Genomic DNA, 26,978 nt, shown 5'->3' on the forward strand with positions numbered 1-26,978 from the left:
AGCTTTCCAGGCCCGCCTGGGAGGAGCGGGCCTAAGAGCTGAAGCACAATGACGCTCCCTTCCTGGCAAGACTGGCTGTTTTCGATCAAGGCGTTCACCACGTCGATGCTGGCGCTCTATATCGCGCTATCGTTCGACCTGCCGCGCCCTTACTGGGCCATGGCCGCCGTCTACGTCGTGGCCAATCCGCTCGCCGGCGCGACCTCTTCCAAGGGACTCTATCGCGCGCTCGGTACACTGATCGGTGCGTCGGCGTCCGTCCTCTTCCTGCCGATGTTCGTCAATTCGCCGCTGCTGCTGAGCATGGTCGTGGCGTTGTGGACTGGGGGGTTGCTTTATCTTTCGATGCTGGACCGGACGCCGCGCAGCTATGTCTTCATGCTGGCCGGCTATTCGCTTCCGCTGATCGCGCTGCCGGCGGTCGATGCGCCCCAGACGATCTTCGATATCGCCTCGGCCCGCAGCCAGGAGATCATCCTTGGCATCGTTTGCGCCAGCGTGGTCGCGCAATTGCTGTTCCCGATCGGGCTGTCGTCGCTCTTGTCCTCGCGCATTTCCAACTGGCTTGGCGATGCCGCGGCATGGGCGGGCGAGATCCTGCGCGGCGAGGGCGCGCTTGCGGTAACCTTGCAGGCCCGGCAGAAGCTGGCATCGGACATTTCAGGGCTCGACATCCTCATCAGCCAGCTCGGATACGATGCCCATACGCGCGGCGTCACGCGACAGGCGGGACAGTTGCGCGGGCGGCTGATGTTGCTGCTTCCACTGCTGTCGTCGCTCGATGACCGCATCCATGGCCTGAAGTCGCAGGATCGGGCGATCCACGAGGAGTTCTTCATCCTTCTCGGTGATGTCGGAACCTGGCTCCAGGCGGTGGACGGTCCGGACCGCGCCGTTCTGTTCCGCTCCCGTATCGCTGATTTGCGGCCGCCCGCGCAGGCGGTCGATTGGGACAGCCTCATCCTCGACAGCGCCTTGGCCAGGCTGAGAGAGATCGTCGACGCCTGGCACGACTGCCTGGTGCTGAAAAAGCAGATCGCGACGGGAGATTCCCGGGGCGAAAGGCTCGCCTTCCGCCGTCGCCGCACCTTCTCGCGCACCCGCCATCACGACTACGGCATGTTGTTCTTCTATGCCGGTTCCGTGATCCTCGCCGTGCTGGCGGCCAGTGCTCTGTGGATTTATTCCGGCTGGGCGGAAGGCGCCGGATTCGTGCTGATGGTGGCGGTCGGCAGTTCATTCTTCGCCGCCGCCGATCGGCCGGCGCCGCTTCTCCTGTCGATGTTCGTCTGGTGCACGGTCAGCCTGGCGGTCACCGCCCTCTACCAGTTCGCCATCCTGCCGATGGTTCAAAGCTTCCCCTTGCTGGTTCTCGTGCTGGCGCCGCCTTTCCTCGTGCTCGGCACGCTCATTCCCAGACCTCAGCTCAGCATGCTGGCGATGCTGCTCACCGTGAACACCGCATCCTTCATCGCCCTCAGCGACCGGTTTTCCGCCGATTTCGTCTCGTTCGCCGGCGGCGGCCTCGCCGCCCTGGCGGGTGTGGGCTTCGCACTGGTGTGGACGCTGATGGTGCGGCCATTCGGCGGAGAGATCGCGGCCCAGCGACTGGTGCATGCCGGCTGGTCGGACCTTGCCCAACTCGCCGCCGGCGACCGCGTCGAGGACCAGCGCCGGCTCGCCGGCCGCATGCTCGATCGTCTCGGCCAGCTCGTGCCCAGGCTCGCGGGGACGGAGAACAAGGCGCTGTCGACGATCGATGGCTATGCGGAAATCAGGCTCGGCCTGAACATCGTGGAACTGCAGCGAATGCGCAACCGTCTCACACCCGACGAGAGGCGCGAGGTCGGCACCGTCCTGTCGGCCGTCGCCGAGCTGTTCAAGGAGCGCCTGCGCCTTGGCGCAGCCGTCACCGCGCCGCCGCGGCTGCTGGCGCGCATCGATCGCGCCCTCGCCACGGTCGCGGGCCGTCAGGCCACGCCGGCGCGGCGGTCGGCGGACGCGTTGGTCGGGGTGCGACGGGCGCTGTACCGGAACGCCGCGCCACCGATTTATTCGACAATGCCGGAGCCCATGCTGCTGGTGGCGGAGTAGATCGATCATGCAAAGCGATATCAGCATAGCCGGCGTCTATCTGCCGGGTCTCCTTGTCCTGATGCTGGCGGCCTTCGTCGTGGCGCGGATCGTCTGGCAAGTGCTGTCGTGGACAGGCCTCTATTCCTTCGTCTGGCACAGGGCGCTCTTCAATCTCGCGCTCTACATCCTCATCCTCGGGGCATTGTCCTCGCTTTCAAATCGGCTGTTGTCATGAAGTACCGCTTTCTGCGCCTTACCGGCAGGATCCTCGTCACCGCTATCGTCGTTGTCGTCGCTTGCGTCGCCGCCTGGAAGCTGTGGGACGACAACATGAATGCTCCATGGACGCGTGATGCGCATGTCCGCGCCGACGTCGTCGGCGTCACGCCTGACGTGTCGGGCCTGGTGGCCGAGGTCATGGTCAAGGACAACCAGGCGGTGAAGAAGGGCGATGCTCTTTTCCAGGTCGACCGCCAACGCTTCGCCGTGGCGCTCGCACAGGCGCAGGCGGTGGTGGAGGGGAAGCAGGCAACGCTCGACCAGGCCAAGCGAAACCTCGACCGGCTTCAGCGCCTGACCGCTTCGGCGGTCAGCGTCCAGCAGATCGAGGAAGCGCGGTCGGCGGTGGCCGAGGCGGAATCGGAAAGCCTGCAGGCCAGCGCGTCGCGCGACCTGGCGCAGCTCAATCTGGACCGTTCCAAAGTCCGGGCGCCGGTGAATGGCATCATCACCAATCTCAGCCTTCGCCCGGGAGACTATGTCGCCCCCGGCACGGCCACCATGGCGCTCGTCGACACCGACACGATGCGCATCGAGGGCTATTTCGAGGAGACGAAACTTCCGCGCATAGGGATCGGCGCCAAGGCATCCATCAGGCTGATGGGATGGCCAAACTCCTTGTCCGGCCATGTCGCAAGCATCGCGGCGGGAATCGCGGACCGCGAACGCAGCTCGGGCACGCTGCTGGCGGACATCAATCCGACCTTCACCTGGGTGCGGCTCGCGCAGCGCGTTCCCGTGCATATCGTGATCGACAGCGACGCGGCCACCACGGCGAGGCTGGTTGCCGGGACTTCCGCAACGGTGACCATCGATCGCGCTACGGCGCAATGAGGCGTCCGCCTCGCGCGGTGCGTCCACTACGTAGCCGTGATCACGGCAAGACGCGCTGATCAGCATCGGCATTCGCTTGCTGATGATGTTCACCATCCGGCTGGCCGAGCATGGTGGCCGGGCGTCCCGTGCTCACGGCGCGGAGACGACTCCGGTTTTGACATGCTTTGCCAAAATACGTCATGCTGGCTTTGAAAGGGGGCTGATATGAAGATCACGGATATGTCCTCCCTCGCCGAATCGAATTGCCATGGTCGTGAGATCGTTTGCCGGCGGGCGGCAGTGCTGACCGGCTTCGCTCGCTGCCGAAAAATTGTGCCAGGACCCATCTGTGAGAATAGTTCTAGGAACCTATCAGTTCGATGATGTTGGCGGCAGCGAGACCTATGCAATAACGATTGCCGAACAGTTCCTGAAGCTTGGCCACGACATCACGATCTATGTGAAGGCACCTGGGAAGATGGCTCAGGTGGCCAGGGAGCGTGCGATCAGGATTGCCACGGATCTCGAGCTGCCAACGCCCGATGTCGTGCTCAGCCAGGACGGCGTTGTCGCCTATGAGATGTCGGCCAGATGGCCAGAGGTTCCTCACGCTTTTATCTGCCACAGCCCGCTTTTCGAATTGCAGACGCCTCCGGCTGTTCCTGGCGTGGTCGGCGCGGTTGTTGTCATGAGCGAGCGATTTGAAGATCGACTTCGTGCCCTGGCCACGAAGCATCGGATTGTTCGCTTTCGCCAACCGATCGATGTGGACAGGCTGGCGCCCCGTGGCGCAGCCCGCAAACAGCCGAAGAAAGCGCTTTTGCTGGGGAATTATCTGCAAGGCGAGGCAAAGCGCTTTCTGGTCGACGCGTGGAGCGGCGCCGGGGTCGAGTTCACGCAGGTCGGCAGCCCCGCCGGCACCAATTCGGCCGACATTGTCCAAGCCATCGCGGAGGCCGATATCGTCGTGGGGAAGGCCCGGGCGATCCTGGATGCCATGTCCTGCGGTCGGCCTGCCTATGTGTACGACGTCTTTGGGATGGATGGCTGGGTAACTCCACAGGTCTATGAGGCGATGGAGGCCGACGCGTTCGCGGGGCTCGCTCTATCGCGCCCCTTTGATCCCGCACAACTGGTGACCGATCTAGCTGCCTATGATCCCCTCATGGGAATGGCGAATCGGAAACTGGTGATGATGCATCATCACGCTCGAATCCATGCCCAGCAGATGATCGATCTGTGTTCGGATCTGGCAAGGCCGACGGCAAGCCGGACCACGCCGAAGCTTGAGCTCTCGAGATTGGTGGCGTCGAACTGGAGGTCGGAATCCAAGTTGCTGTCTGCCCGGATAGCATTTGGGCCGGTGGCCGAGCGCGCCAAAAGGGCCGAGGATGAAGTCAGCCGACTTCGCGGCGAGAACGAACAATACCGCCGCACGCTCGAGCAACTGACGAGGGAGCTCAGCATCCCGACAGCAGGGGAAGAGCGAAACGAACTCCGGCTTCGGATGGCAGCGAAAATCGACCGGGACCTCGAGGTTGATCAGGGCAAGCTGTCCGAAGACACCACGGATGAACCGGGCGTGAAAATCCACATGTCCCAAATCAATCGCCGCGTCGTCATTGCGAAGATAAAGCGCCTGATACGCAAGCACTATCGAAGGCTGACAGAATGAACGAGTTGAAGAAGTCCGATCGCGCCCCTTACCTCATGTGCGCGGACGATGTTCAAATCGCGGACGACGTCTCCATAGGCGCCTATGTCGTTCTCTATCCCGGAACGCGATTGGGCCGCGGGGCCCGTATCGAGCATGGCGCCATAATAGGCAGGCCAAGCCAATCGAATCCTGGTTCGGTTGCCCAGCCAGCAGTTCAGCAGCCGACCGATATAGGCGAGAGAACAATCGTTGGCGCCTACGCCATCGTCTGCTCCGGGGCGATAACCGGCCCCGACGCCTATATCGGTGACCATGCCCTGATCCGCGAAGGCGCGCGTCTTGAGGGAAGAAGCAGCGTTGGTTTCTCCTGTACGGTGGGGAGCAAGTGCGTCATCGGAGAAAACACGAGAATCCAAGGGTTTTGCGGATTTCCGGCAGGGACCATTATCGAAAGCGACTGCGCCATCGGGCCCTACGTTGTCGCGCTCGCCACCACGTTCAGTCCCAAGGGAAGGACACCTGCCGGTCCCGTTGTCGTTCGGCAGGGTGTCCGTATCGGCAGCGCCGTCCAATTGATGCCCGGTGTGGAAATTGGTGCCGGCGCAACGGTGGGCGCCGCCTCGGTGGTCACGCGCAGCGTCCAGCCCGGCGTGACCGTGCGCGGAACCCCGGCATCTGCCAGTGTGACAAGAGACGGATGAAAGTGGCGGAGAGGGAGGGATTCGAACCCCCGATGGGCTTGCACCCATGCCGCATTTCGAGTGCGGTGCATTCGACCACTCTGCCACCTCTCCGCGGTCATGGTCGGCCGTTGCCGGCGCGGCGCACTAGATAACGGCTGAACGGGCAGGTTACAAGGCCAAATCCACCGATATTTGGCTTGCCGGACAAGCATGGGTTTCACGGGCGGCATTCGCCGCGCATCGGCCCGCCAGGGCATCGCCGATCTTGACGGTCATCGTGGCCGTCGCCGATTTCTCCAGCGCGCCACAGGCCTTGCCGCAAAGACCGCTGGCCGGCCGGCCGCCGCCAATAACAGGCCCGCCAACGAGTGTTGCCTTGACTCCCGCTCAACCTTCGGTTAGGGACAGCGCGCAATCAGCGTGGAGGGTTCTTCCGCGCCGCTTGTTTTTTGAACCCGCAGACTGACAAAAAGACGGCCGAACCGCCAGACGCGGTTCATCAAGGCCGACCGAACAGCGAAAGGCAAAAAATGTTCGCAGTCATTAAAACGGGCGGCAAGCAGTATCGCGTCGCCGCCAACGATCTCCTGAAGATCGAAAAAGTCGAAGCCAATGTCGGCGATATCGTCGAGATCGGCCACGTGCTCGCGCATGGCGAGGGCGAGAATGTCACGTTCGGCGCGCCGTTCGTCGACGGCGCCCTGGTTACCGCCGAAGTCGTCGAGCAGGGCAAGAACCGCACTGTCATCGCTTTCAAGAAGCGCCGCCGCCAGAATTCGCGCCGCAAGATCGGCCATCGCCAACTTTTGACCACCGTGCGGATCTCCGAGATCCTGCTGGGTGGCGCCAAGCCGACCAAGAAGGCGGCCGTGAAGGCGGAAGCCAAGGCTGAAGTCGCCGCCGAGGCCGCGCCGAAGGAAGCCAAGGCCAAGAAGGAAGCCAAGCCGGAGGCTGCCCCGAAGGACGAAGCGAAGGCCGAGACGGCCGCCGCGCCGCTGTTCAAGGCGCCGAAGGGCGAGCCGGACGACCTGACCGTGATCAAGGGCATCGGCCCGGTCGCCGCCAAGGATCTCGCCGAGCAGGGCATCATCACCTTCGCGCAGATGGCCAAGCTGACCGACAAGGACGTCGCCAAGATCGACGAGCACATGCCGTTCAGCGCCGACCAGATCAAGGACTGGCGCGAACAGGCCAAGGAACTGGCCAAGAAGTAATTTTTCCGGCGAAACATCAGCCGGATCGGACTTGAAACGGAACGCGAACGCGTTCATAAGGCCTTTTAGGCGCCTTGCGGCGCAACGGAGTTAGTTAGATGGCACACAAGAAAGCTGGCGGCTCGTCGCGCAACGGTCGCGACTCGCATTCCAAGCGTCTGGGCGTGAAGAAGTTCGGCGGCGAAGCCGTCATCCCGGGCAACATCATCATTCGTCAACGCGGCACCACCTGGCATCCCGGCGTCAATGTCGGCATGGGCACGGACCATACCCTTTTTGCGCTCGAATCCGGCGCCGTGACGTTCAACAAAAAAGCCAACGGCCGAACCTACGTATCGGTCAACCCGATTACCAAAGCCGCGGAGTAGCCGGTTCCGCACTAGAACACCGGCGCCCATCTCGGGAACCGGTGTCTGGCAAAACCAGGAAAAGGATCAGGGGAGATGGGTTTCCATCTCCCCTTTTTCTTGTGCCTGGAGGACGTTCAAATGGTTGCCGAAGCGGAAGACAGTGAAGACGAAAGTTACGCGATAGACTGCCCGGTGCTGGTCACCGAACGGCTGGTGATGCGGGCGCCGCGCGAAGAGGACATCGCGCAACTGGTCAAGCTTGCCGACAACCGTCATGTCGCCGAGATGCTGGCGCGCATGCCGCATCCCTATGGCGAGGACGAGGCGCGCGCCTTCCTCGCCATGACCAGGTCGCGCCGGGCCGGCATTGCCTATGCCCTGACGCTGGCCGGCACCGACACTTTCGTCGGCTGCGCGGGCTTGAACACCACCGATCGCGGGCTGGAGCTCGGCTACTGGATCGGCGAACCCCACTGGAAGCGGGGCTATGCCACCGAAGCCGCCCACGCACTGGTCGACCTTGCCTTCCAGAAGACCTCGATCCAGGTGCTGCATGCCTCGACGCGGGTCATCAATCCGGCCTCGCGCCGGGTGATCCACAAGTGCGGTTTCCAGTATGCGGGCCAAGGCATGCTGAACTCGATCGTCGCCGGCCAGGTGCCGGTCGAGCGCTACAGGCTGGACCGCAAGACGTGGACGAGCCTGCGCAACTGGGTGCATTTCTGATGCATGGCACCGGTGAGGCCAATGGTTGAGGACAGCAGCGATATTGAATCGGTCGAGATCGCGCCGCTAGCGCTTGGGCACATCGAAAGCTTTCATCACGCGCTCGATGTCGTTTCGCGTGAGCGAAAGTACTTGTCCTTTCTCGAGGCGCCGCCGCTGGATCAAGCCAGAAGATTTGTGATGGACCGAATCGCAAGGGGCGATCCAGGCTATGTAGCCGCCGTTCGTGGCGAGGTTGTCGGCTGGTGCGACATCACTCGCCATGATCGGCCCATACACGCTCATCGCGGCACGCTTGGGATGGGCATTGTCCCGCATTATCGCGGGCATGGCCTTGGACGGAAGCTCATCAATGCAACTGTGGCGCAGGCGCGCAAGGACGGCTTTGTCCGTATCGAGCTTTTCGTGCATTCCGACAATGCCCGCGCCATCGCGCTTTACGACAAGGTCGGATTTGTCAGGGAGGGCGTGCAGCGCGACGCGATCTATATCGATGGGGAATATCGCGATGCGATCGTGATGGCGATCGTCGAACGCGAAAACGCTGCGGGATGAGTGGTCATCAGCCCAGTTCGACCCACACGGGCAGGTGGTCCGAACCCGCTGCTTTCCGGTCGACCCACAGGCGCTTCAGCGACCGGGCAAGCGAGGCGCTGGTGAAGACATAGTCGATGCGCTTGTGGCGGCTGGCATTGGCAGGATCCTTGGGATCGACCCAGCTGACGAGATCGTCGCCGGCGACATCCAGGCGCACGGCGGCATCGACAGCGAAGTCGGCGGTCAGCGGCATACCGAACTCATGGTCCGGCCGGCCGGCGAGTTCGACATATTCGGGCGAGGCGGCCAGCATGTTGAAATCGCCCATGGCCACAAAGGCCTCGGGATGCGGCAGTTCCGGCAGGCCGATCTCGGCGACGCCGGACAGCGCGCCGCCTTCGAGCGCGTAGTTCAACAGGCGCCGGCGCAGGAACTGGATCTGGCTGGCGCGTTCCACGGGGCTGCGATGATCGAGATGGATGGAATAGAAACGGATGAAACCAAGCGATGTCTCGATCAGCGCTTCCAGCGCGCCGCGCTGGAAGTTCATCATCTCGAAGCTGCGGCTGCGCGGCAAAAGCAGGTTGCGCGACAGATGAATGGGCGTCTTGGACAACACCATATTGCCGAGCTGGAAGGTCGTGGTGATGGCGCGGCCGTTTTCGATGCGCGAACCGATATTGACCTCGAAATTGCTGCCATAGACGGCGAAATAGTCGGGCAGCGCCTCGCCGATCTCAGCGACCATGTCGCGGTTGCCGTTCCTGGGATTGTTGCGAGTGACCTCCTGCAGCGCGATCACGTCGGCGCCGCGTACCGCGTCGGCAATACGCGCGACATCGTAGTGCGCATCAAGGCCGATGCCGTACTGGATGTTGTAGGTTACAAGCTTCATACCGACATCTCTCAGGCCCACCCCGCGCGGCCATTGTCATAAAACGGCCTCGCCCTTCGCCGCACCTTGGTTTAGAGCAAGGCCCAAGGTTTAGAGCAATGCCGCAAGGCCAATAAAAGAAACTGCAATCCCATGAAATTTCTCGATCAAGCCAAGGTCTATGTCCGCTCCGGTGACGGGGGCGCCGGTTCGGTGTCGTTCCGGCGCGAGAAGTTCATCGAGTTCGGCGGGCCGGACGGCGGCGATGGCGGCCGTGGCGGCGACGTCTGGCTGGAAGCGGTCGACGGGCTGAACACGCTGATCGACTATCGCTACCAGCAGCATTTCAAGGCCAAGACCGGCGTCCACGGCATGGGCCGCAACATGACCGGCGCCAAGGGCGCCGACGTCACGTTGAAAGTGCCGGCCGGAACCCAGGTGTTCGAGGAAGACAATGAGACGCTGATCTGCGACCTTACCGTGGTCGGCCAGCGTTTCCTGCTTGCCAAGGGCGGCAATGGCGGCTTCGGCAACCAGCATTTCAAGACTTCGACCAACCAGGCGCCGCGCCGCGCCAATCCCGGCCTGCCGGGCGAGGAGCTCAACATCTGGCTGCGGCTGAAGCTGATCGCCGATGCCGGGCTGGTCGGACTGCCCAATGCCGGCAAGTCGACATTTCTCGCGGCCGTCACCGCGGCCAAGCCGAAGATCGCCGATTATCCCTTCACGACGCTGCATCCCGGCCTTGGTGTCGCCCGCATCGATGCGCGCGAATTTGTCATCGCCGACATTCCGGGCCTCATCGAAGGCGCGCATGAGGGCGTCGGCATTGGCGACCGTTTCCTCGGCCATGTCGAGCGCACGCGCGTGCTGCTGCATCTGGTTTCGGCCCAGGAGGAAAATCCTGGCAAGGCCTACAAGACCGTGCGCGCCGAATTGGAAGCCTATGGCCAGGGGCTGACCGACAAGGTCGAGATCCTGGCGCTCAGCCAGGTCGACACGCTCGATGCGGATGGGCGCAAGAAGAAGGTCGCCTCGCTGAAGCGCGCCGCCGGCCGCGCGCCGATGCTTCTGTCCGCCGTCACCGGCGAAGGTGTCGAAGCGGTACTGCGGGCGCTGATGGCGGTGATTGCCGAGGCGCGCGCGGAGGCTGCACCCGTGGTCGAGACGCGCTGGGAAAAGTAGTGCCATGCAGTCGCTGAAAAAATACCGGCGCATCACCGTCAAGATCGGCTCGGCGTTGCTGGTCGACCGCGCGAGCGGCCTGAAGCGCGACTGGCTGGCTTCGCTCGCCGACGACATCGCCGTGCTCGCCGAGGGCGGCGCCGAAATTCTCGTCGTGTCGTCCGGTGCCATCGCGCTTGGCCGCACCATCCTTGGCCTTGGCAAGCGCGCGCTGAAGCTCGAGGAGAGCCAGGCGGCTGCCGCCGTCGGCCAGATCGCGCTCGCCGGCGCCTGGTCGGATGCGCTCGGCAAGGGCAGCCTGAGGTCGGGCCAGATCCTTTTGACCCTTGGTGACACCGAGGAACGCCGGCGTTATCTCAATGCGCGGGCGACGATCTCGACGCTGCTCAAGATGAAGGCGGTGCCGGTCATCAACGAGAACGATACGGTTGCCACCTCCGAAATCCGCTATGGCGACAATGACCGGCTGGCCGCGCGGGTGGCGACAATGATGGGCGCGGATCTGCTGGTGCTGCTCTCCGATATAGACGGGCTCTACACCGCACCGCCGGCGCGCGATCCCCAGGCCAAATTCATCCCGGTGGTCGACCGCATCACACCCGACATCGAGGCGATGGCGGGAGCGGCCGCGTCCGAATTGTCGCGCGGCGGCATGCGCACCAAGCTCGATGCCGGCAAGATCGCCACCGCCGCAGGCACCGCCATGATCATTACTTCGGGCACGCGGCTGTCGCCGCTGATGGCGATCGAGCGCGGCGAGCGCGCGACCTTCTTCCGGCCCAGCGCCAATCCGGTCAAGGGCTACAAGACCTGGATCGCCGGCCAACTCGAACCGGCCGGCCGGCTGACGGTCGATGCCGGCGCCGTCGGCGCGCTCACGTTGGGCAAATCGCTGCTGCCCGCCGGCGTCAAGCTGGTCAGCGGCAATTTTTCGCGCGGCGATACGGTGGCGATCCTGTCGCCCGAGGGCCGCGAGATCGCGCGCGGACTGGTTGCCTACGATGCCGCCGATGCCGTAAGGATCGCTGGCCTGAAGACGGCCGAGATCGAAACCGTGCTCGGTTACGAAGCGCGTTCGGCGATGATCCACCGCGACGACCTCGTGGTGAGTCACGCCGGGGGCGACATAAGCGGAGGATAAGCCATGCTGAAGCTGCATGAAAAATCCGGGGATGACACCGTGGCGCTGATGGCCGATATCGGCCGCCGCGCCCGCGCCGCCGCCCGACCGCTGGCCATCGCAACCACCGACGCCAAGAACGCCGCGCTCCTTGCCATGGCCGACGCGATCGTCGCCCGGGAACAGGATATTCTCGACGCCAATGCCATCGATGTGTCGAATGGCCACGAGTCTGGGCTGTCCGCCTCCTTCATGGATCGGCTGAAGCTCAATCCGGCTCGCATCCGCGCTATGGCCGACGGCATCCGCGAAATCGCGGAACTCAAGGATCCGGTTGGCGATGTCATCGCCGCATGGCAGCGGCCGAACGGCCTGCAGATCGAGCGCGTGCGCACGCCGCTCGGAGTCGTCGGCGTCATCTATGAGAGCCGGCCGAACGTCACGGCCGATGCCGGCGCACTGTGCCTCAAGGCCGGCAATCCGGTGATCCTGCGCGGCGGCTCGGATTCGCTCAATTCGTCCGCTGCCATCCATGCCTGCCTGGTCGAAGGCCTGAAGGCCGCCGGCCTGCCTGAAGACGCCATCCAGCTTGTGCCGACAACCGACCGCGCCGCTGTCGGGGAGATGCTCAAGGGGCTTGGCGGTACGCTCGACGTCATCATCCCGCGCGGCGGCAAAAGCCTGGTCGGGCGGGTGCAGAGCGAGGCGCGCGTGCCGGTCTTTGCCCATCTCGAAGGCATCTGCCACCTCTACATCGACCGCTCGGCGGATCTCGACATGGCGGTGAAGATCGCCGTCAACGCCAAGATGCGGCGCACCGGCGTCTGTGGCGCGGCCGAGACGCTGTTGGTCGACCGCGCGGTGGCGTCCACCCATCTGGTGCCGATCCTCGACGCACTGCGCGCCGCCGGCTGCGAGATCCATGCCGATGCCGAAGTGCTGAAACTGTTTTTCGATGCCAAGCCGGCTGATGATGCCGACTGGGTGACGGAATATCTCGACGCCATCATCGCGGTGAAGCTGGTCGACGGCGTCAGCGGTGCGATCGAGCATATCGAGACCTTCTCCTCGCATCACACCGAGGCGATCATCGCCGAAGATGCGAAGGCGGTGGAGCGGTTCTTCAACGAGATCGACTCGGCCATCCTGCTGCACAACGCCTCGACGCAATTCGCCGATGGCGGCGAGTTCGGCATGGGCGCCGAGATCGGCATCGCCACCGGAAAGATGCATGCGCGCGGGCCGGTCGGCGTCGAGCAACTGACCTCCTTCAAATACCGCGTGCGCGGGTCGGGACAGGTGAGGCCTTGACGCTTTTCGTTGCTAGAGCCTGAGGCTATGCTGGCATCCTCCGAACCGGCGGTCCCCTCCCGTTACCTGAAGATGCCGCATGCCGAAAAGGGCCTCACCGTCGGCCTGTTCGGCGGCTCGTTCAACCCGCCGCATGCCGGTCATGCACTGGTCGCCGAGATTGCGCTCAGGCGCCTGGCGCTCGACCAGCTGTGGTGGATGGTCACGCCAGGCAATCCGTTGAAGAGCACGCGCGAGCTGGCGCCGCTGGCCGAGCGGCTGCAACTGTCGGAGCGGATCGCCAAGAACCCGAAAATCAAGGTCACCGCCTTCGAGGCGGCGCATCATGTGCGCTATACCGCCGACACGCTGGCCCTGGTCAAGGCGCGCAATCCGGGCGTCGACTTCGTCTGGATCATGGGCGCGGACAGTTTGCGCGACTTTCACCGTTGGCAGCGCTGGCGCGAAATCGTGCTGACCTTCCCGATCGCGGTCATCGACCGTCCGGGCGCGACGCTGTCGTTCCTGTCGTCGGTCGTCGCCAAGACCTTCGACTATGCCCGCATCGACGAAGGCGACGCGCCGCGGCTCGCCCGCATGAAGGCGCCGGCCTGGACCTTCATCCACGGCCCGCGCTCGTCGCTGTCGTCGAGCGCGATCCGGAAGATGGCAAAGGGGTGATTGGTCCAGCATCACCGACAGCGCTCAATAGTAAGTGAGCGATCCGGCAGCGTTCGCTGCTATCGCAACCCTGACATTGACGGGCTACGGCGCCTCTGCCATCAAAGACGAGTTCGTCGGCGATACAGTTGATCGCGTGCGAGCGCTGTCTACATCAATTTTTATCTCTTTAATTTTTACCTCTTTTCGGCGGGGGAAGTTGTTGTGAGAATTAGTTTCGGCAAAAGGTATGGGGGCTTGGCGCACGGGTTGGACTGCCCTTGTCATAGTCCGCTTGCACTCAACCTCTTCGATCGATTGAACAGAGACATTTCACGCCGCTCTGTTCTTTCCGGTATCGCCGGGATGTTCGGTGTTTCGGCGCTCGGCCTTGCATCCCCATCCTTCGCGCAGGCAGCGGGTAAGCCGATCCTGCTCAGCAATGCCAGGATCTTCGACGGCCAGGCAAGCAAGCTCATCGAAGGCAAGTCTGTCCTTATCGACGGGAAGACGATCAAGGCTCTGCTTGGCGCCAGCGAAACGGTTGCCGATGCCGAGGTTATCGACTGCGCAGGTGGCACGCTGATGCCGGGCATGATAGATGCCCACTGGCATGCCTTGCTTGCCGGTATCTCGCAGGTCGCGGCCATGACAGCCGACGTCCCTTACGTCCATCTCGTCGCCGCGCAGGAGGCCGAGCGGACAGTGTTGCGCGGCTTCACGACGGTTCGTGATGTCGGTGGTCCGTCATTTGCTTTGAAGCGCGCCATCGATGAAGGGCGACTGGTGGGTCCCCGCATCTATCCTTCCGGCGCCATGATCTCGCAAACTTCGGGGCATGGCGACTTCCGCATGCGCACGGATTTGCCGCGCACGCCGCAAAGCAACGCAAGCCTGGCGGAAGAGGCTGGCATCGCCGAGATCGCCGATGGTGAGGCGGAAGTCCTGCGCCGTGTACGCGAGCAGCTCATGCTGGGGGCGAGCCAGATCAAGATCATGGGCGGGGGAGGCGTCGCCTCGCCGTACGACCCGATCGATGTTGTGCAATACACTGAAGCCGAGATGAAGGCTGCCGTATCCGCGGCGGCAGACTGGGGCACCTATGTGTGCATCCACGCCTATACGCCCGCCGCCGTGCAGCGTGCGGTCGCCAGCGGTGTGAAGTCGATCGAGCATGGCCAACTCGCCGACGAGGAGACCGCCAAGCGCATAGCCGATGCAGATGCGTGGTGGAGCATCCAGCCCTTCCTTGCCGACGAGGATGCCAACACCTACGCCTTGCCGGAACAGCGCGCGCAGCAGCAGACAATCGCCGAAGGTACGGCGCGGGCCGTCGAGCTTGGGCGCAAATACAAAATCAAGATGGCCCTGGGTACGGATATCCTGTTCAACCCGAAAGGCACCTCGACACAGGGAAAGCAACTCGCCAAGTTCAGCCGGTGGTATGAAAATGTCGATGTGTTGCGGCTGCTGACCAGCGGCAATGCCGAGCTTGCCGGCCTTTCCGGCCCGCGCAATCCGTACCCCGGAAAACTCGGACGCATCGAACCCGACGCCTATGCCGACGTGCTCATCGTCGACGGCAATCCGCTCGAGGACATTTCCCTCATCGCAAATCCGGATCGGACGTTGAAGCTCATCATGAAGGATGGGCGCATCCACAAGAACACGCTGGGGGGATGATCTTGAGAGCAATCCTTGGGATAGGCATGCTTGCCGTCTCCGCCTTCGTTTCCATGGAAGCAAGGGCGGCTGACGTGCTTGCGGGAAGCGCCGATACGACCGCGGATGGCGAAAAGAACTGGGCCCTGCAGGTCACGCCCTATCTCTGGGCGGCGGGCATCAACGGCGACATATCGCCTTTCCGCAGGGCACCGACCATTGGTGTCGACAAATCATTCTCGGACGTCATGAATGATTTGAACATCGGCGGCTTCATCAATGTATGGGGGCGCTACGACCGCTTGGTCTTCTCCGCCGACGCCATGTATGTCGACACGACAGACGAGAAAGCAACTGGCCCGCTTCCGCCCCTGCCCCCGCCATTGCCGCAAATCCCCAGCATCAGCGGCAGCGTGGACACCAAGGAATTCACATCGACACTGCAGGCCGGCTATCGTGTCTACGACAGTCCAGCCTTCACCCTGGATGCGCTGGGCGGTGTTCGCTTGTGGCATATCTCCAACCGGGTGACCGTGCAGGCGGCAGGATTGTCGGGCAGCTACAAGGAAAGCTTTGGATGGGCTGATCCGGTCGTTGGCGCGCGCGCCTTTCTCAGGATGACGGACAAACTCTCGGCGCAGGTTCAGGCGGATGTCGGCGGCTTCAACGTCGGGTCCAAAACCACCTGGCAGGTGCTGGCAACCGCCAACTACATCATAAACGACCATCTTTCCGTCTCGGGTGGCTACAAAGTACTCAGTGTCGACTACGAGTCCGGCGGTCACGTCTTCGATTCTCGATTGTCTGGGCCGGTGCTGGGGGTGACCTGGCGATTCTAATGATCCGTGCCCAATCGATGACGATGTCAGGCCCCCCGATGAATGCGACCCAATCCGATGGGTTGTCTGAAGGCCGTGTACATCGATCATGATCGTGCTCAACGGTGTACGGGCCGAACGACCACGCTGCACGGTGCGATCCACCTTGGAGTATTCGTCGTGTTCCTTTGATTGCAGCCGTGCCGTAAAGATCTAGATATCCAATTGACGTACTGCACAGGAGTTTGGCCGGCAAAGCGTCGTTTCAAGCACCGTGAAGCGGCTGCCGCCGCTGCCATGTCGCTTTTATTGCTCCCTTGGCAGGGTTTCCCAGGCAATCCTGAGCAGACATGCCGATTCTCGATGAAAACCGCACCGAAACCGACCGCGGGCATGGCAGTGCGCCCACGCCGCTGATCGCGATTGCCAGCGTCATCGTGTCGATGGCGCTGATCGCCATCGGCAACGGGCTGATGTTCGCCTACATCCCGGTCCGGCTCGGCGTCGAGGGTTTCGATCCGACCTGGGCCGGGCTGATCATAACCGGCCTGTCGGCCGGCGGCCTCGCCGGCTGCATCCTCACCGGACCACTGGTGCGCAGAGTCGGCCATGCCCGCGCCTTCATGGTGCTGTCGGCGCTGATCGCGCTGGCCAATGCCGCCGTCGGCGCCGGGCCGTATCCGGTTTTGTGGATCGCCGCCCGTGCCCTTTACGGCTTTGCCATATGCGGCCTGTTCATCGTCGCGCAGAGCTGGCTGAACGATGCGGTCGCCAATGCGATACGTGGCAGGGTGATGGCCTTTTTCTACGTCGCCTACGTCGCCGGGCTGGGTGTCGGCTATGCGACGCTGGCGCTGGTCGATATCAAAACGGCGGACGCGCCGCTGATCGGCATCGTCTTCACCGCTCTGTCGATCCTGCCCGTCGGCATGACGCGGCTGGCGCAGCCACCCGCTCCGCAGGCGGCCTCGGTGGCGCTGCGCCGCGCCTGGCGGATCTCGCCGGTCGGTGTTGCCGGCATGCTGGCGGTCGGCGGGCTGTCCATGTCGATTGCGGGTTTCGCGCCGATCCATGCGACGGCCAAGGGTTACAGCCAGGCCGATGTGGCGCTGCTGCTTTCGGTGATGCCGCTCGGCACGCTGATCCTGCAGCTTCCCTTCGGCTGGATTTCCGACCGCACCGACCGCCGTTACGTGCTGATCGGAGCGTCCGCGCTAGCTGCGGCGGCCGGCATGTTCGCGCTCGGTTTCGACGGCGGCGCGCTGCCGGCGCTGCTGGTGATCTATATCTTGTGGGACGGCGCCTCGGAATCGATCTATTCGCTGTCCAGCGCGCATGCCGCCGACCGTGCCGGCAAGGACGACATGGTGACGCTGTCCAGCTCGCTCTTGTTTGCCTGGTCGCTGGCCGGTTTTGTGGTGCCGGGCATCGTGACGGCGCTGTCGGCCGTCTTCGGCACGCAAGCCTTCATCTATGTGGCAATCGTCATTGCCTGTGCTTTCTGCCTTTTCGTGCTGTTGCGTGTGTTCACCACACAGGCCGTGCCTGCCACTGAGACCGGCAGCTTCGCACCGATGACGGCGCAGGCGCCGCTGCCGGTCGAACTCGCCTATGCGCCGGACGAGCCCGCAGGCCGGGCCAAGGACTGAAGGCTGTTTGTCTCGCCGCAACGCCGGGCGGAAACCGCTCCGGATTGCCGCGATTGCTTACTGCTTGCGAGCTTCGGGCGCCGGCGCTTCCGGTGGCGGCAGCGGAATGGAAATACCCTCGCTGTCGAAAGCCTGCTTGGCGCGTTTCGTCATGTCGATATTCGTGGAGAAGTAGTCGGCCGCCGAGGTCCAGTAGCGCAAGGTAAGCGAAACGGTCGTGTCGCCGAGGCTTGCCACGAAGGCGATCGGCGCCGGTTCGCGACGGATGCGTTTCTCGGCGCCGGCAATGGCAAGCAATGTCTTCTGGGCGCCGTCGATGTCGTTCCACGAGCCGATACTCAGGCTGATATCGGCGCGGCGCACGCCATTGCGCGAGAAATTGCGCACCGGCTGGTTCCACAGCGTCGAATTGGGCGCCAGTATGTAGAGGCCGTCGGCGGTCCTGAGCTTGGTGGCGAACAGGCCGATTTCCTCGACCGAACCGGCAATGGAACCGACCTCGACGGATTCGCCGATGCGGAACGGCCGCAGCGCCAGGAGCATGATGCCGGCGGCGATGTTCTGCAGCGTACCTTGCAGCGCCAGCCCGATGGCGAGGCCGATGGCGCCGATGGCGGCGATGATCGAGGCGGTCTGCACGCCGAACTGGCCGAGCACCATGATGACGACGAGGATCAGGATGGCGTAGCGAACGATCTTGGAAAAGAAATGCCGCAACGTCGCATCGAAACCGTGGATATGACCCAGGCCGGCAAAGATCGAACGCTCGGCGAGGCCTGCGACGATGTAACCGACCACCAGGAGGATGACGGCGCCGATGGCGGAGAAGGAATAGGAGACGATCAGCGTGCTGAGCTGCGCGAGGCCGGCCTGAACGGTGAGAAGGGTGTCTTGCGGGTCGATCGGCATGGCGTGATTCCGGTTGGTCGGTCAGCCGATAACCGCCGCGCGACGCCTGGGTTCCGATCTTTTTTGCGTGCCGCATGGAACAAGCGGGCAATCGGCGAGTTCGCGTGAGTCGGGGCTGCGTCTTGAAACTGCAACGGAACTCTGCCTATCTAAGTGGTGTCACCTGCTTTTGGGGGTGATTTGGTTGTTCTTGCTGCGAAAGGAAATACACTGAGAACAGCACTGCGGAAGAAGGCCGATATCATGCCTTCGCCGGCCGGGATCAGCGTAGACGACGCCGTGTCCCGCGCCATCAAGACAGTCCTTGCCAGTCTGGAAGACTCCAAGGCCGAAAATATTGTCTCAATCGACATTCAGGGGAAATCGAGCCTCGGCGACTATATGGTTGTCGCGTCGGGCCGATCGCACCGTCATGTCTCGGCTGTCGCCGACCATCTCCTCAAGGCGCTCAAGGATGCCGGCCTCGGCACGGCGCGCGTCGAGGGGCTCTCCGGTGCCGACTGGGTCCTGATCGATTCGGGCGATATCATCGTCCACGTCTTCCGCCCCGAAGTCCGCGAATTCTACAATCTCGAAAAGATGTGGCAGGCGCCGGATCTCGAGGAAGAGACCCTTCACTAAGCTGCTTCGTGTCGTTGCCCGGAAGTCGGATTTCGCCTTTGGGTGACGTGCATTAACGGCTTATAGAGGCGGGATGAAGATTTCAGTTCATGCCGTGGGCCGAATGAAAGCCGGCCCCGAGAGGGAATTGGCCGACCGCTATTTCGAGCGCTTCGCCAAGAGCGGACCCGCGGTCGGGCTCGAATTCTCCGGGGTCACCGAGATTGCCGAGGGTCGCGCGCAAAGCGCCAGCGAACGCCAACGTGACGAGAGCTCGAGGCTGCTGGCGCAGTTGCAGCCGGGCACGGCCCTTATCCTGCTCGATGAACGCGGCAAGAGCCTTTCCTCGCAGGATTTCGCCGATCGCATCGGACAGTTGCGCGATGGCGGGCGCAAGGCGCTGGTACTCGCCATAGGCGGCGCCGATGGTCACGACTCGTCGCTGCGCGGCCAAGCCGATCTGGTGCTGTCGTTCGGTGCGCTGACCTGGCCGCATCAGCTGGTTCGGGTGATGGTGGGGGAGCAGCTCTACAGGGTGGCGACGATCCTTTCCGGCCACCCCTATCACAGATCCTGAAAGCTCCCGAATCGCACCGAATTCCGCCCCAATGCCGCGCGAGATCGGGCTGGGAGACTATCTTTCCATGTGCATGCCGTTATCCCAGTACAACCGCGCGGTTTTGGGCGACAGGCGTTAACATGGTTGATGGTTCGTTAACGAAGCCGCGGATAGAGTCGACCGGGAATGTCTGAAGGCTGGAAATCGACACCGGGCTCAACAAGGGGCTCATCAACCGGGCGCTTCGGGCGCGCGCGTTGCGGCATCGCGGCGGCGGCGATCCTTTTGTCGCTCCACGCGGCGCGGGCCGAGAACACGCTCGACATGGCGCCTGATCCGGACCAGAGCCGCGCCGAGTACGAGCAGGTTTCCAAGGAAATAACGCTGTCGTCGGAACGGCTGGCCAAGCTTGCCGCCGATATCGCTGCGGTCAAGAAGGACCATGCCTCGATCACCGCCGCGCTGATCCAGTCGGCGATGACCGAGCAGAAGCTTGGCCAGGACATCGAGGATATCGGCGCCAAGCTGGAGGGGCTGAAGGGCCAGCAACAGAAGATCCGCGCGTCGCTTGTGGCGCGGCGCGACGTGCTGGCCGAAGTGCTGGGCGCGTTGCAGCGCATGGGACTCAACCCGCCGCCGGCGATTCTGGTCAAGCCGGAGGACGCGCTGTCGTCGGTGCGCAGCGCCATCCTGCTCGGCGCCGTGGTGCCGGAATTGCGCCAGCAGACCGACCGCCTGCTGGCCGACCTCAAGGAGCAGACCCGGGTGACGGCTTCGATCGAGGCCGAGCGGGCGCGGCTGACGGAAGCGGTCGGCGAGCAGGTGGCGGAAAAGAAGCGGCTCGGCATGCTGCTCGAAGCCAAGCAGAAGCTCGAGGCCGATACGCAGGCGCAAATGGCGGCCGAACAACAGCGTTCAGAGCAACTGGCGGCCAAGGCCTCCAGCCTGAAGGACCTGATCGCCTCGCTCGAAGCGCAGGCCGACAAGACCCGCAAGGCCGCTGATGCCGCCAAGGTGGCCGCCGCGGGCCAAGCGGGTGACGATAAGACGGGCGGCGACACAACGGCATCGCTGGCGGCAATCCCTGTCCCCGAAGGCAACCGGCTCACCGCGACGGCCCCGTTCTCGGCGCTGCAGGGGCAGATCGCGCTGCCGGTCACCGGCCGCATCAAGCGCCGTTTCGGCGCCGATGACGGTAACGGCGCAGTGATGCTTGGCGACATGCTTGCGACACAATCGGGAGCCATCGTTACCGCGCCGGCGGATGGGAATGTGCTTTATGCGGGGCCGTTTCGCTCCTATGGTCAACTCTTGATCCTGAATGCCGGCGACGGTTATCATGTCGTTCTGGCGGGGATGAGCAGAATCAGCGTCGTGACTGGCCAGTCGGTGCTCGCAGGAGAGCCGGTCGGCGCGATGGGAGAGGCCCGGGTGGCAAGCACCTCGGTTTCGAAGAATGCAAATGCCACGCCGGAACTCTATGTCGAGTTCCGCAAGGATGGAAAACCCGTCGATCCGGCCCCATGGTGGGCGGACCGTTTTTCTGGAAGGACGTGAAATGATGCGGAAACTGTCGCTTCTGTTTGCCGGTGCGCTGATGGGCGCGTCCGCCATGAGCCTTGTCTATGGTGCTCCTGGCTCGTCGGCAAACGCTGCGGGGTCGGAGACCTACAAGCAGCTGGCGATCTTCGGTGACATCTTCGAGCGGGTCCGGGCGCAATATGTCACGCCGCCCGACGACAAGTCGCTGGTCGAGAACGCCATCAACGGCATGCTTTCCTCGCTCGATCCGCACTCTTCCTACATGAACGCCGAACAGGCGCAGGATATGCGCGTGCAGACCAAGGGCGAGTTCGGCGGCCTCGGCATTGAGGTCACCATGGAGAACGACCTGGTCAAGGTGATCACGCCGATCGACGACACGCCTGCCGCCAAGGCCGGCGTGCTGGCCGGCGACTACATCGCCAAGATCGACGGCGAAGAGGTCCGCGGCCTGACGCTCAACGACGCGGTCGACAAGATGCGCGGCCTGGTCAACACGCCGATCAAGCTCACCATCCTGCGCCAGGGCGCGGACAAGCCGATCGAGCTGACGGTGGTGCGCGACATCATCAAGGTCAAGGCGGTCAAGTTCCGGGTCGAGAACGACATCGGCTACATGAAGATCACTTCCTTCACCGAAAAGACCTATGACGACCTCGAGAACGCCATCGACACGATCAAGAAGCAGGTGCCGGACGACAAGCTGAAGGGCTATGTGCTCGACCTGCGCCTCAATCCGGGTGGTCTGCTCGACCAGGCGGTGAGCGTGTCCGACGCCTTCCTGAAGCGCGGCGAGATCGTCTCGACGCGCGGTCGCGATCCCAAGGACGTCACCCGCTTCGATGCCAAGCCGAAGCAGACCGATGACATCAACGGCAAGCCGATGATCGTGCTCGTCAATGGCGGCTCGGCCAGCGCTTCCGAAATCGTTGCCGGCGCGCTGCAGGATCTGCGCCGCGTCACCGTGGTCGGCACGCAGTCCTTCGGCAAGGGGTCGGTGCAGACCATCATTCCGCTCGGCGAGAATGGCGCGCTCCGGCTGACGACGGCGCTCTATTACACGCCGTCGGGCAAGTCGATCCAGGGCAAGGGCATCACGCCCGACATCAAGGTCGACCAGCCTCTACCGCCGGAACTGCAGGGCAGGGACCTGACGCGCGGCGAATCCGACCTCAAAGGCCATATCAAGGGCGCCGATGAGAGCTCGACGGGCTCGGGCTCGGCAGCCTATGTGCCGCCGGATCCGAAGGACGATCTGCAACTGATCTTCGCCGAGCAGTTGCTGCGCGGCGAGAAGACCGATCCGGCCTTCCCGCCCAATCCGGAAAAGGCCGTGCTCAACCAGTAAAATTCACGGCCAGCAACAGTCTGGCCGCCTGAACGAAGCAATGCGATGCTGCCGGGGCCGAAAGGTTCCGGCAGTTTGATTCGGGGGCAAGGCGAGGCCCCCAGATATGGCGCCAGGGGTGCGCCGGGGTTGATGAATTTGCGCTTGTCTTGCCGAAGGGGTCGCTTTCGGAACCATGCGCTCCGGGGACAGGGCTTGGCTGATATCGGCAAGGACATTGAACGCCCGCTTGGACAGACCGTCCGGACGCCGCGCGCCGCCGGCAAGGTCAGCGTGGGCATTGTCGCGGCGAGCATTGTCGTGCTGGCGGTGGTCGGCGTTTCGGCCGCGATCGCGCTCCGGGACAAGCCGTTTCGCAAGCCGCAAGAGGTCGCCATTTCGACGCCGAAAGTGACGGCGGCCGAGCCCGCCGCCGCGCCATCCGCCCTGGCCCCCGTCGCGTCGTCAAAGGTTGAAACGCCAGCCAAGACCGGTGGTCCCCAGATCATCCATGTGCAGAAGGAGGAGGGCGATGGTCCGCCGCAGGCAGCCATCGTCATTCGCGACCCTTCGAGCATCGGGCAGAACCTGAAGATCGCGCATCTTCCCGACAGGGCGCTGATCGAAGCCAGCGATACCGGACCCTTGCCGATACGCTCCGCCGACGGAAGGCGGCCGTTCGATGTCTATGCGCGGCCATGGTCCGGCGCGCGCGGGGCGCGGGTGGCGATCGTCATTGGCGGGCTTGCCGTCTCCCAGACCGGCACCCAGGCGGCGATCGCCAAGCTGCCGCCGGAAGTGACGCTGGCCTTCGCGCCGCAAGGCAACAGCATCGGCCGCTGGATGCAGGCCGCCCGACAGAGCGGCCACGAGATCGTCATGCAGGTGCCGCTCGAACCGTTCGACTATCCCAACGTCAATCCCGGCCGCAACACGCTGATGGTGGCGGCGAGCGCCGAAGAGAACCTGAAGAACCTGCACTGGGCGCTGTCGCGAACGACGAACTATACCGGTGTCATGAACTATATGGGCGCGCGTTTCTCCGCCGATACGGCGGCGATGGAGCCTTTCATGGCCGAACTCGGCAAACGCGGGCTTGCCTATATCGACGATGGCTCGTCGGCGCGCAGCCTGGCGCCCGACCTGGCGCTGAAGGACGGCGTGCCCTTCGTCGCCGGCGACACCGCGATCGACGCGGTGCAGGATCGGGGCTCCATCCTGAAGAAGCTGGACAGTCTCGAAGCCACCGCGCGGGCCAAGGGAACCGCCGTCGGCATTGGCTCGGCCTTCGACCTGACCGTCGACACCGTCTCATCCTGGATTGCCGAGGCCAAGAAGCGCGGCATCGAGATCGTGCCGATTTCAGCGGTGGCGATAGACCCGCAAAAAGGCTAGCCACGCCTGGCCGCGAACCTCTCGGAGCACAGATAATGGCGAAGACGAAAAAGGTCGACCGCGAAACGCTACCCTACCGTCCCTGTGTCGGACTGATGATCCTCAATGGCGAAGGCCTGGTCTGGGTCGGGCATCGTATCGTCGAACCCGACAGCGAATTCGCAGGCGCGACGCGGCTCTGGCAGATGCCGCAAGGCGGCATCGACAAGGGCGAGGAGCCGCTGCAGGCCGCGGAGCGGGAGCTCTATGAGGAAACCGGCATGCGCGGCGTCTCGCTGCTCGCCGAGGCACCGGGGTGGATAAACTACGATCTGCCGGACCATCTGGTCGGTATCGCCTTCAAAGGGCGCTATCGCGGCCAGACTCAGAAATGGTTCGCCTTCCGCTTCCATGGCGATGTCAGCGAGATCCAGATCAATCCGCCGCCGGGCGGCCACACCGCCGAATTCGACAAATGGTCGTGGCGGCCGATGCGAGATCTGCCCGACCTGATCGTGCCGTTCAAGCGCAAGGTCTATGAAGACGTGGTGGCGGCGTTCCGGCACCTCGTGCCATAGCTGGACGGATGGCTGCAATGGTTCGAAGGGCCGCAGTTGCCGCGCCGGCCCAGCGGTCCTATTGATGCTTATCCGCCACAAGGAGGGTCGCCATGAACGACGCCCCCATAAAATTGCCGCCCGAGGACGTTGTTGCCATAAGCGAAGCGGCGGCCGGAGCAATCCTGACCATTGATCTCGATGCGATCCGCGAAAACTACCGGCGTCTGAAGACAAGGCTGGGCGGCGTGCGCTGCGCCGGCGTGGCCAAGGCCGATGCCTATGGTCTCGGTGCCGCGCAGGTGGCACTGGCCTTGATGAAAGAAGGCTGCGACATCTTCTTCGTCGCGCTGCTGGCCGAAGGCATCGCGCTGCGCGAGGTGGTTGGGAGCGAACCGGAAATCTACGTGCTGAATGGACTGCCGCCGGGTTCCGAGCCGGAAGCGGTGGCGGCCGGCCTGTGCGCGGTGATCAACAGCGGTGTGCAGTTGAAAGCCTGGAGCGCGGCCGCGAGCGACGCCAGGCGCCGGCTTCCGGCCGCCATCCAGGTCGACAGCGGCATGTCGCGGCTTGGCATGGCGCCAGCCGAGGTCGAGGCGGTGGCCAAGGATACCAGCGCGCTCGATGGAATCGACGTCAGATATGTGATGAGCCATCTGGCTTGCGCCGACGAGCCGCGCCATCCGGCCAACGAAGAACAGCGGCTGGCTTTCGAGCGGCTGCGCGCCATGCTGCCCGAGGTGCCTGCTTCGCTCGCCAACTCCTCCGGCATCTTTCTTGGTCAGCGCTATCACTATGATCTCGCCCGGCCGGGCGCGGCGCTCTACGGCATCAATCCGAGGCCAGGCGCGCCCAATCCAATGCTGCCCGTGGTGCGGCTGCAGGCCAAGGTGGCGCAGACGCGCCGGGTCGAAAAAGGCACTGGTATCGGCTACGGTCACACCTACTACGCGGACGGTCCGTTGAGCCTGGCGACGATTTCGTTCGGCTATGCGGATGGCTGGCTGCGACGTTCCGCTTCGGCAGCCTGGTTCGAAGGGATACGCTTGCCTTTCCTTGGGCGCGTGTCGATGGATTCGATCATTCTCGACATTTCCGCCCTGCCGCCCGGCAGATTGCGCGAGGGTGATCTCGTCGAGCTGCTGGGTCCTTCGCAGAGCGTCGACGATGCCGCCGGCCATGCCGGCACCATCGGCTATGAAATCCTGGCCAGTCTTGGTCCCCGCTTTCACCGGCACTATGTCGGCGGTTGAGCGGTTTGGCCACGCTTGACAAGCGGGCGCCTGTCGGCAAGGTTCGGGGCATGAGCAACCTCGCTTACATCAGAACCTTGTTCAGGGTCTGCCCGATCGCGGGATCGTAGCCCCGGCGCGGCCGCCTTTTGGCGTCCGTCCGTACCGGGGCATCCATACATCCAAAATCGCCATCAAGCCGTCCAGCCTTTTGCCGCTGGCGGCTTTTCGCAGCGCCGCCAGTGCGGCGGCAAGCGCGCATTCGTTCGACGCGCCGATCCATGAGGTTTGCCATGAAACATGCTACGGGACTGCGTCCAAGCAGCCAGATACTGATCAGCGACACCGACCATGACAGGTTGACCGGCCTGGCGAGAGCCTTGCTCGACCGTGCCCCCGAGACGGCCGAGGAACTGCTTTCGGAAATGGACCGGGCCGTCATCACGGACGCGGCGGCGATGCCGGCCGGCGTGGTGCGCATGGGTTCAATCGTAACGGTCCGCGCCGAGGGCGGCGATACCCAGCGCATCATGCTGGTCTATCCCGGCGAAGCCGACATTGCCGAAAACAGAATTTCGGTGCTGACGCCGATGGGAACGGCGCTCATCGGAGCGGCGATCGGGCAGGCGGTGTGCTGGAGCAGTCGGGGCGGCCGGGAACTGTCGGTGACCATCGAAGCCGTCGACTCGCCGGCCTCCGGCCAGCAGCGGCGCTGATCGTGGAGGCGGTGATGACGAGCACGAATTGCTGCCTGACGACGAAGGACTTCGCCGTCCTCGAAGTCATGCTGGAGCGCCGGCGGGCATTCGCGGATCCGATCGTGCACATGCTTGAACACAAGCTTTCAAGCGCCGATGTCGTCCCGATCGATTCGGTCGGCCCTGATATCGTTACGCTGAACAGCAGGGTGGTGTTCAGCGTCGATGCCGGTCACACCGAGACGCGCACCCTGGTGCAGAACGAGGTGCGCGGACCGGTCGGCTCGAGCCTGTCGGTGGCAACCAGGCGCGGGCTCTGCATGCTTGGCATGGCGCAAGGCCAAACGGCTTCGATCGAGCACGCCGATGGCCGGCGGGAGTCGATCCTGATCAAGGCCGTGCTTTACCAACCGGAGGCTGCCCGGCGCGCGGTCAGGCAGAAAGACCGGCGACCGCACGGGCTCACTCTCGTCTATAGCGCCGCAGCCGATTGGCGGCCTCTTGGCGAGACGGCCGGAATGCGGCAGACAGAAGACGACGACCCCGGTCCCTCGGCGGCGTGAATGGGCCACAGCGCAGGGTTC

27 protein-coding genes and 1 tRNA gene are annotated in these 26,978 nt (G+C 63.7%); 25 read left to right on the plus strand and 3 right to left on the minus strand.

All coding sequences use genetic code 11. The features are described from left to right. Positions 1-48: 48 nt before the first annotated feature. The 5 genes from EB231_RS06195 to EB231_RS35500 all read left to right on the plus strand — a co-directional run bounded on the left by EB231_RS06195 (position 49) and on the right by EB231_RS35500 (position 5,529). Positions 49-2,094, plus strand: coding sequence for an FUSC family protein (locus EB231_RS06195; protein ID WP_172348055.1), 2,046 nt, complete (start codon positions 49-51; stop codon positions 2,092-2,094). Positions 2,095-2,101: 7 nt separating this feature from the next. Beyond that, entirely contained in the window at positions 2,102-2,311 is a 210-nt protein-coding gene (locus tag EB231_RS06200; protein ID WP_172348056.1) for a DUF1656 domain-containing protein, read from the plus strand. Then, positions 2,308-3,189 carry an efflux RND transporter periplasmic adaptor subunit gene (locus EB231_RS06205; RefSeq protein ID WP_172348057.1) on the plus strand — a complete coding sequence of 294 codons (882 nt, stop codon included), beginning with the start codon at positions 2,308-2,310 and terminating at the stop codon, positions 3,187-3,189. The genes EB231_RS06200 and EB231_RS06205 overlap by 4 nt, the downstream gene beginning before the upstream one ends. Positions 3,190-3,520: 331 nt before the next feature. Further along, a complete protein-coding gene (locus EB231_RS06210) occupies positions 3,521-4,846 on the plus strand; it encodes a hypothetical protein (RefSeq protein WP_172348058.1) in 1,326 nt (441 codons plus the stop codon). Further along, positions 4,843-5,529, plus strand: a complete 687-nt coding sequence (locus EB231_RS35500; RefSeq protein WP_172348059.1) for a DapH/DapD/GlmU-related protein — start codon at positions 4,843-4,845, stop codon at positions 5,527-5,529. The genes EB231_RS06210 and EB231_RS35500 overlap by 4 nt, the downstream gene beginning before the upstream one ends. A gap of 3 nt (positions 5,530-5,532) precedes the next feature. On the opposite strand, the gene EB231_RS06220 is transcribed toward EB231_RS35500, so the two are convergent. After that, positions 5,533-5,622: transfer RNA gene (locus EB231_RS06220), tRNA-Ser, on the minus strand. 419 nt (positions 5,623-6,041) lie between these two features. Here EB231_RS06220 and EB231_RS06225 point away from each other — a divergent pair. The 4 genes from EB231_RS06225 to EB231_RS06240 all read left to right on the plus strand — a co-directional run bounded on the left by EB231_RS06225 (position 6,042) and on the right by EB231_RS06240 (position 8,356). Further along, entirely contained in the window at positions 6,042-6,725 is a 684-nt protein-coding gene (locus EB231_RS06225) for a 50S ribosomal protein L21 (protein WP_172348060.1), read from the plus strand. A gap of 98 nt (positions 6,726-6,823) precedes the next feature. Beyond that, a complete protein-coding gene (gene rpmA / locus EB231_RS06230) occupies positions 6,824-7,093 on the plus strand; it encodes a 50S ribosomal protein L27 (protein ID WP_010912120.1) in 270 nt (89 codons plus the stop codon). Positions 7,094-7,213: 120 nt separating this feature from the next. Continuing rightward, positions 7,214-7,801: a GNAT family N-acetyltransferase gene (locus EB231_RS06235; RefSeq protein ID WP_172348061.1), complete on the plus strand. Its 588-nt coding sequence runs from the start codon at positions 7,214-7,216 to the stop codon at positions 7,799-7,801. Between the two features lie 3 nt (positions 7,802-7,804). Then, positions 7,805-8,356 (plus strand): GNAT family N-acetyltransferase, encoded by a 552-nt coding sequence (locus EB231_RS06240; protein WP_445299299.1) that lies wholly within the window; start codon positions 7,805-7,807, stop codon positions 8,354-8,356. Positions 8,357-8,363: 7 nt separating this feature from the next. Here the strand turns inward: EB231_RS06240 and EB231_RS06245 are convergent, their stop codons facing one another. Continuing rightward, a complete protein-coding gene (locus EB231_RS06245; protein ID WP_172348063.1) occupies positions 8,364-9,233 on the minus strand; it encodes an endonuclease/exonuclease/phosphatase family protein in 870 nt (289 codons plus the stop codon). A gap of 132 nt (positions 9,234-9,365) precedes the next feature. Here EB231_RS06245 and obgE point away from each other — a divergent pair, with 132 nt between their 5' ends. The 7 genes from obgE to EB231_RS06280 all read left to right on the plus strand — a co-directional run bounded on the left by obgE (position 9,366) and on the right by EB231_RS06280 (position 17,596). Then, entirely contained in the window at positions 9,366-10,397 is a 1,032-nt protein-coding gene (gene obgE, locus EB231_RS06250; protein WP_172348064.1) for a GTPase ObgE, read from the plus strand. A gap of 4 nt (positions 10,398-10,401) precedes the next feature. After that, the gene (proB, locus tag EB231_RS06255; RefSeq protein ID WP_172348065.1) at positions 10,402-11,538 is read left to right on the plus strand and encodes a glutamate 5-kinase; all 1,137 of its coding nucleotides are present in this window, start codon (positions 10,402-10,404) and stop codon (positions 11,536-11,538) included. 3 nt (positions 11,539-11,541) lie between these two features. Then, on the plus strand, positions 11,542-12,828 hold the full coding sequence (locus EB231_RS06260; RefSeq protein ID WP_172348066.1) for a glutamate-5-semialdehyde dehydrogenase: 1,287 nt from the start codon (positions 11,542-11,544) through the stop codon (positions 12,826-12,828). A 72-nt stretch (positions 12,829-12,900) separates the two neighbouring features. Then, complete coding sequence (locus tag EB231_RS06265; protein ID WP_172352825.1) at positions 12,901-13,488, plus strand: nicotinate-nucleotide adenylyltransferase; 588 nt, start codon at positions 12,901-12,903, stop codon at positions 13,486-13,488. A 345-nt stretch (positions 13,489-13,833) separates the two neighbouring features. Further along, positions 13,834-15,150, plus strand: coding sequence for a metal-dependent hydrolase family protein (locus tag EB231_RS06270; protein ID WP_172348067.1), 1,317 nt, complete (start codon positions 13,834-13,836; stop codon positions 15,148-15,150). Between the two features lie 26 nt (positions 15,151-15,176). Beyond that, complete coding sequence (locus tag EB231_RS06275; protein WP_172352826.1) at positions 15,177-15,968, plus strand: hypothetical protein; 792 nt, start codon at positions 15,177-15,179, stop codon at positions 15,966-15,968. A 329-nt stretch (positions 15,969-16,297) separates the two neighbouring features. Next, positions 16,298-17,596 carry an MFS transporter gene (locus EB231_RS06280; RefSeq protein ID WP_172348068.1) on the plus strand — a complete coding sequence of 433 codons (1,299 nt, stop codon included), beginning with the start codon at positions 16,298-16,300 and terminating at the stop codon, positions 17,594-17,596. Positions 17,597-17,653: 57 nt separating this feature from the next. On the opposite strand, the gene EB231_RS06285 is transcribed toward EB231_RS06280, so the two are convergent. Beyond that, positions 17,654-18,505, minus strand: a complete 852-nt coding sequence (locus tag EB231_RS06285) for a mechanosensitive ion channel family protein (RefSeq protein ID WP_172348069.1) — start codon at positions 18,503-18,505, stop codon at positions 17,654-17,656. 243 nt (positions 18,506-18,748) lie between these two features. Here EB231_RS06285 and rsfS point away from each other — a divergent pair, with 243 nt between their 5' ends. From rsfS to EB231_RS06330, 9 genes are all read left to right on the plus strand, one after another. Beyond that, entirely contained in the window at positions 18,749-19,126 is a 378-nt protein-coding gene (rsfS, locus tag EB231_RS06290; RefSeq protein ID WP_023766075.1) for a ribosome silencing factor, read from the plus strand. A gap of 73 nt (positions 19,127-19,199) precedes the next feature. Next, positions 19,200-19,682: a 23S rRNA (pseudouridine(1915)-N(3))-methyltransferase RlmH gene (gene rlmH, locus EB231_RS06295; protein WP_172348070.1), complete on the plus strand. Its 483-nt coding sequence runs from the start codon at positions 19,200-19,202 to the stop codon at positions 19,680-19,682. A gap of 168 nt (positions 19,683-19,850) precedes the next feature. Then, positions 19,851-21,221: a murein hydrolase activator EnvC family protein gene (locus tag EB231_RS06300; RefSeq protein ID WP_172348071.1), complete on the plus strand. Its 1,371-nt coding sequence runs from the start codon at positions 19,851-19,853 to the stop codon at positions 21,219-21,221. A gap of 1 nt (position 21,222) precedes the next feature. Next, the gene (locus EB231_RS06305) at positions 21,223-22,554 is read left to right on the plus strand and encodes a S41 family peptidase (RefSeq protein ID WP_172348072.1); all 1,332 of its coding nucleotides are present in this window, start codon (positions 21,223-21,225) and stop codon (positions 22,552-22,554) included. Positions 22,555-22,749: 195 nt separating this feature from the next. Further along, on the plus strand, positions 22,750-23,928 hold the full coding sequence (locus EB231_RS06310) for a divergent polysaccharide deacetylase family protein (protein ID WP_172348073.1): 1,179 nt from the start codon (positions 22,750-22,752) through the stop codon (positions 23,926-23,928). A gap of 35 nt (positions 23,929-23,963) precedes the next feature. Next, entirely contained in the window at positions 23,964-24,485 is a 522-nt protein-coding gene (locus tag EB231_RS06315) for an RNA pyrophosphohydrolase (RefSeq protein WP_172348074.1), read from the plus strand. A 92-nt stretch (positions 24,486-24,577) separates the two neighbouring features. Continuing rightward, positions 24,578-25,717, plus strand: a complete 1,140-nt coding sequence (gene alr / locus EB231_RS06320; protein ID WP_172348075.1) for an alanine racemase — start codon at positions 24,578-24,580, stop codon at positions 25,715-25,717. A 272-nt stretch (positions 25,718-25,989) separates the two neighbouring features. Further along, on the plus strand, positions 25,990-26,412 hold the full coding sequence (gene rnk, locus EB231_RS06325; RefSeq protein ID WP_172348076.1) for a nucleoside diphosphate kinase regulator: 423 nt from the start codon (positions 25,990-25,992) through the stop codon (positions 26,410-26,412). A 14-nt stretch (positions 26,413-26,426) separates the two neighbouring features. After that, a complete protein-coding gene (locus EB231_RS06330; RefSeq protein ID WP_172348077.1) occupies positions 26,427-26,957 on the plus strand; it encodes a nucleoside-diphosphate kinase in 531 nt (176 codons plus the stop codon). Positions 26,958-26,978: the final 21 nt, after the last annotated feature.

This window comes from Mesorhizobium sp. NZP2298, from assembly GCF_013170825.1.
In the GTDB taxonomy this organism is placed as follows: domain Bacteria; phylum Pseudomonadota; class Alphaproteobacteria; order Rhizobiales; family Rhizobiaceae; genus Mesorhizobium.

Bases quoted from the DNA above. Each gene is read 5' to 3' on its own strand.
- EB231_RS06195 (WP_172348055.1), top strand. From the start codon at position 49: ATGACGCTCCCTTCCTGGCAAGACTGGCTGTTTTCGATCAAGGCGTTC.
- EB231_RS06225 (WP_172348060.1), top strand. From the start codon at position 6,042: ATGTTCGCAGTCATTAAAACGGGCGGCAAGCAGTATCGCGTCGCCGCC.
- EB231_RS06240 (WP_445299299.1), top strand. From the start codon at position 7,805: ATGGCACCGGTGAGGCCAATGGTTGAGGACAGCAGCGATATTGAATCG.
- EB231_RS06280 (WP_172348068.1), top strand. From the start codon at position 16,298: ATGCCGATTCTCGATGAAAACCGCACCGAAACCGACCGCGGGCATGGC.
- obgE (WP_172348064.1), top strand. From the start codon at position 9,366: ATGAAATTTCTCGATCAAGCCAAGGTCTATGTCCGCTCCGGTGACGGG.
- EB231_RS06305 (WP_172348072.1), top strand. From the start codon at position 21,223: ATGATGCGGAAACTGTCGCTTCTGTTTGCCGGTGCGCTGATGGGCGCG.
- rsfS (WP_023766075.1), top strand. From the start codon at position 18,749: ATGCCTTCGCCGGCCGGGATCAGCGTAGACGACGCCGTGTCCCGCGCC.
- EB231_RS06235 (WP_172348061.1), top strand. From the start codon at position 7,214: ATGGTTGCCGAAGCGGAAGACAGTGAAGACGAAAGTTACGCGATAGAC.
- alr (WP_172348075.1), top strand. From the start codon at position 24,578: ATGAACGACGCCCCCATAAAATTGCCGCCCGAGGACGTTGTTGCCATA.
- EB231_RS06200 (WP_172348056.1), top strand. From the start codon at position 2,102: ATGCAAAGCGATATCAGCATAGCCGGCGTCTATCTGCCGGGTCTCCTT.
- EB231_RS06265 (WP_172352825.1), top strand. From the start codon at position 12,901: ATGCCGCATGCCGAAAAGGGCCTCACCGTCGGCCTGTTCGGCGGCTCG.
- proB (WP_172348065.1), top strand. From the start codon at position 10,402: ATGCAGTCGCTGAAAAAATACCGGCGCATCACCGTCAAGATCGGCTCG.
- EB231_RS06315 (WP_172348074.1), top strand. From the start codon at position 23,964: ATGGCGAAGACGAAAAAGGTCGACCGCGAAACGCTACCCTACCGTCCC.
- EB231_RS06260 (WP_172348066.1), top strand. From the start codon at position 11,542: ATGCTGAAGCTGCATGAAAAATCCGGGGATGACACCGTGGCGCTGATG.
- rpmA (WP_010912120.1), top strand. From the start codon at position 6,824: ATGGCACACAAGAAAGCTGGCGGCTCGTCGCGCAACGGTCGCGACTCG.
- rlmH (WP_172348070.1), top strand. From the start codon at position 19,200: ATGAAGATTTCAGTTCATGCCGTGGGCCGAATGAAAGCCGGCCCCGAG.
- EB231_RS06300 (WP_172348071.1), top strand. From the start codon at position 19,851: ATGTCTGAAGGCTGGAAATCGACACCGGGCTCAACAAGGGGCTCATCA.
- EB231_RS06270 (WP_172348067.1), top strand. From the start codon at position 13,834: ATGTTCGGTGTTTCGGCGCTCGGCCTTGCATCCCCATCCTTCGCGCAG.
- EB231_RS06330 (WP_172348077.1), top strand. From the start codon at position 26,427: ATGACGAGCACGAATTGCTGCCTGACGACGAAGGACTTCGCCGTCCTC.
- EB231_RS35500 (WP_172348059.1), top strand. From the start codon at position 4,843: ATGAACGAGTTGAAGAAGTCCGATCGCGCCCCTTACCTCATGTGCGCG.
- EB231_RS06285 (WP_172348069.1), bottom strand. From the start codon at position 18,505: ATGCCGATCGACCCGCAAGACACCCTTCTCACCGTTCAGGCCGGCCTC.
- EB231_RS06275 (WP_172352826.1), top strand. From the start codon at position 15,177: ATGCTTGCCGTCTCCGCCTTCGTTTCCATGGAAGCAAGGGCGGCTGAC.
- EB231_RS06205 (WP_172348057.1), top strand. From the start codon at position 2,308: ATGAAGTACCGCTTTCTGCGCCTTACCGGCAGGATCCTCGTCACCGCT.
- EB231_RS06245 (WP_172348063.1), bottom strand. From the start codon at position 9,233: ATGAAGCTTGTAACCTACAACATCCAGTACGGCATCGGCCTTGATGCG.
- rnk (WP_172348076.1), top strand. From the start codon at position 25,990: ATGAAACATGCTACGGGACTGCGTCCAAGCAGCCAGATACTGATCAGC.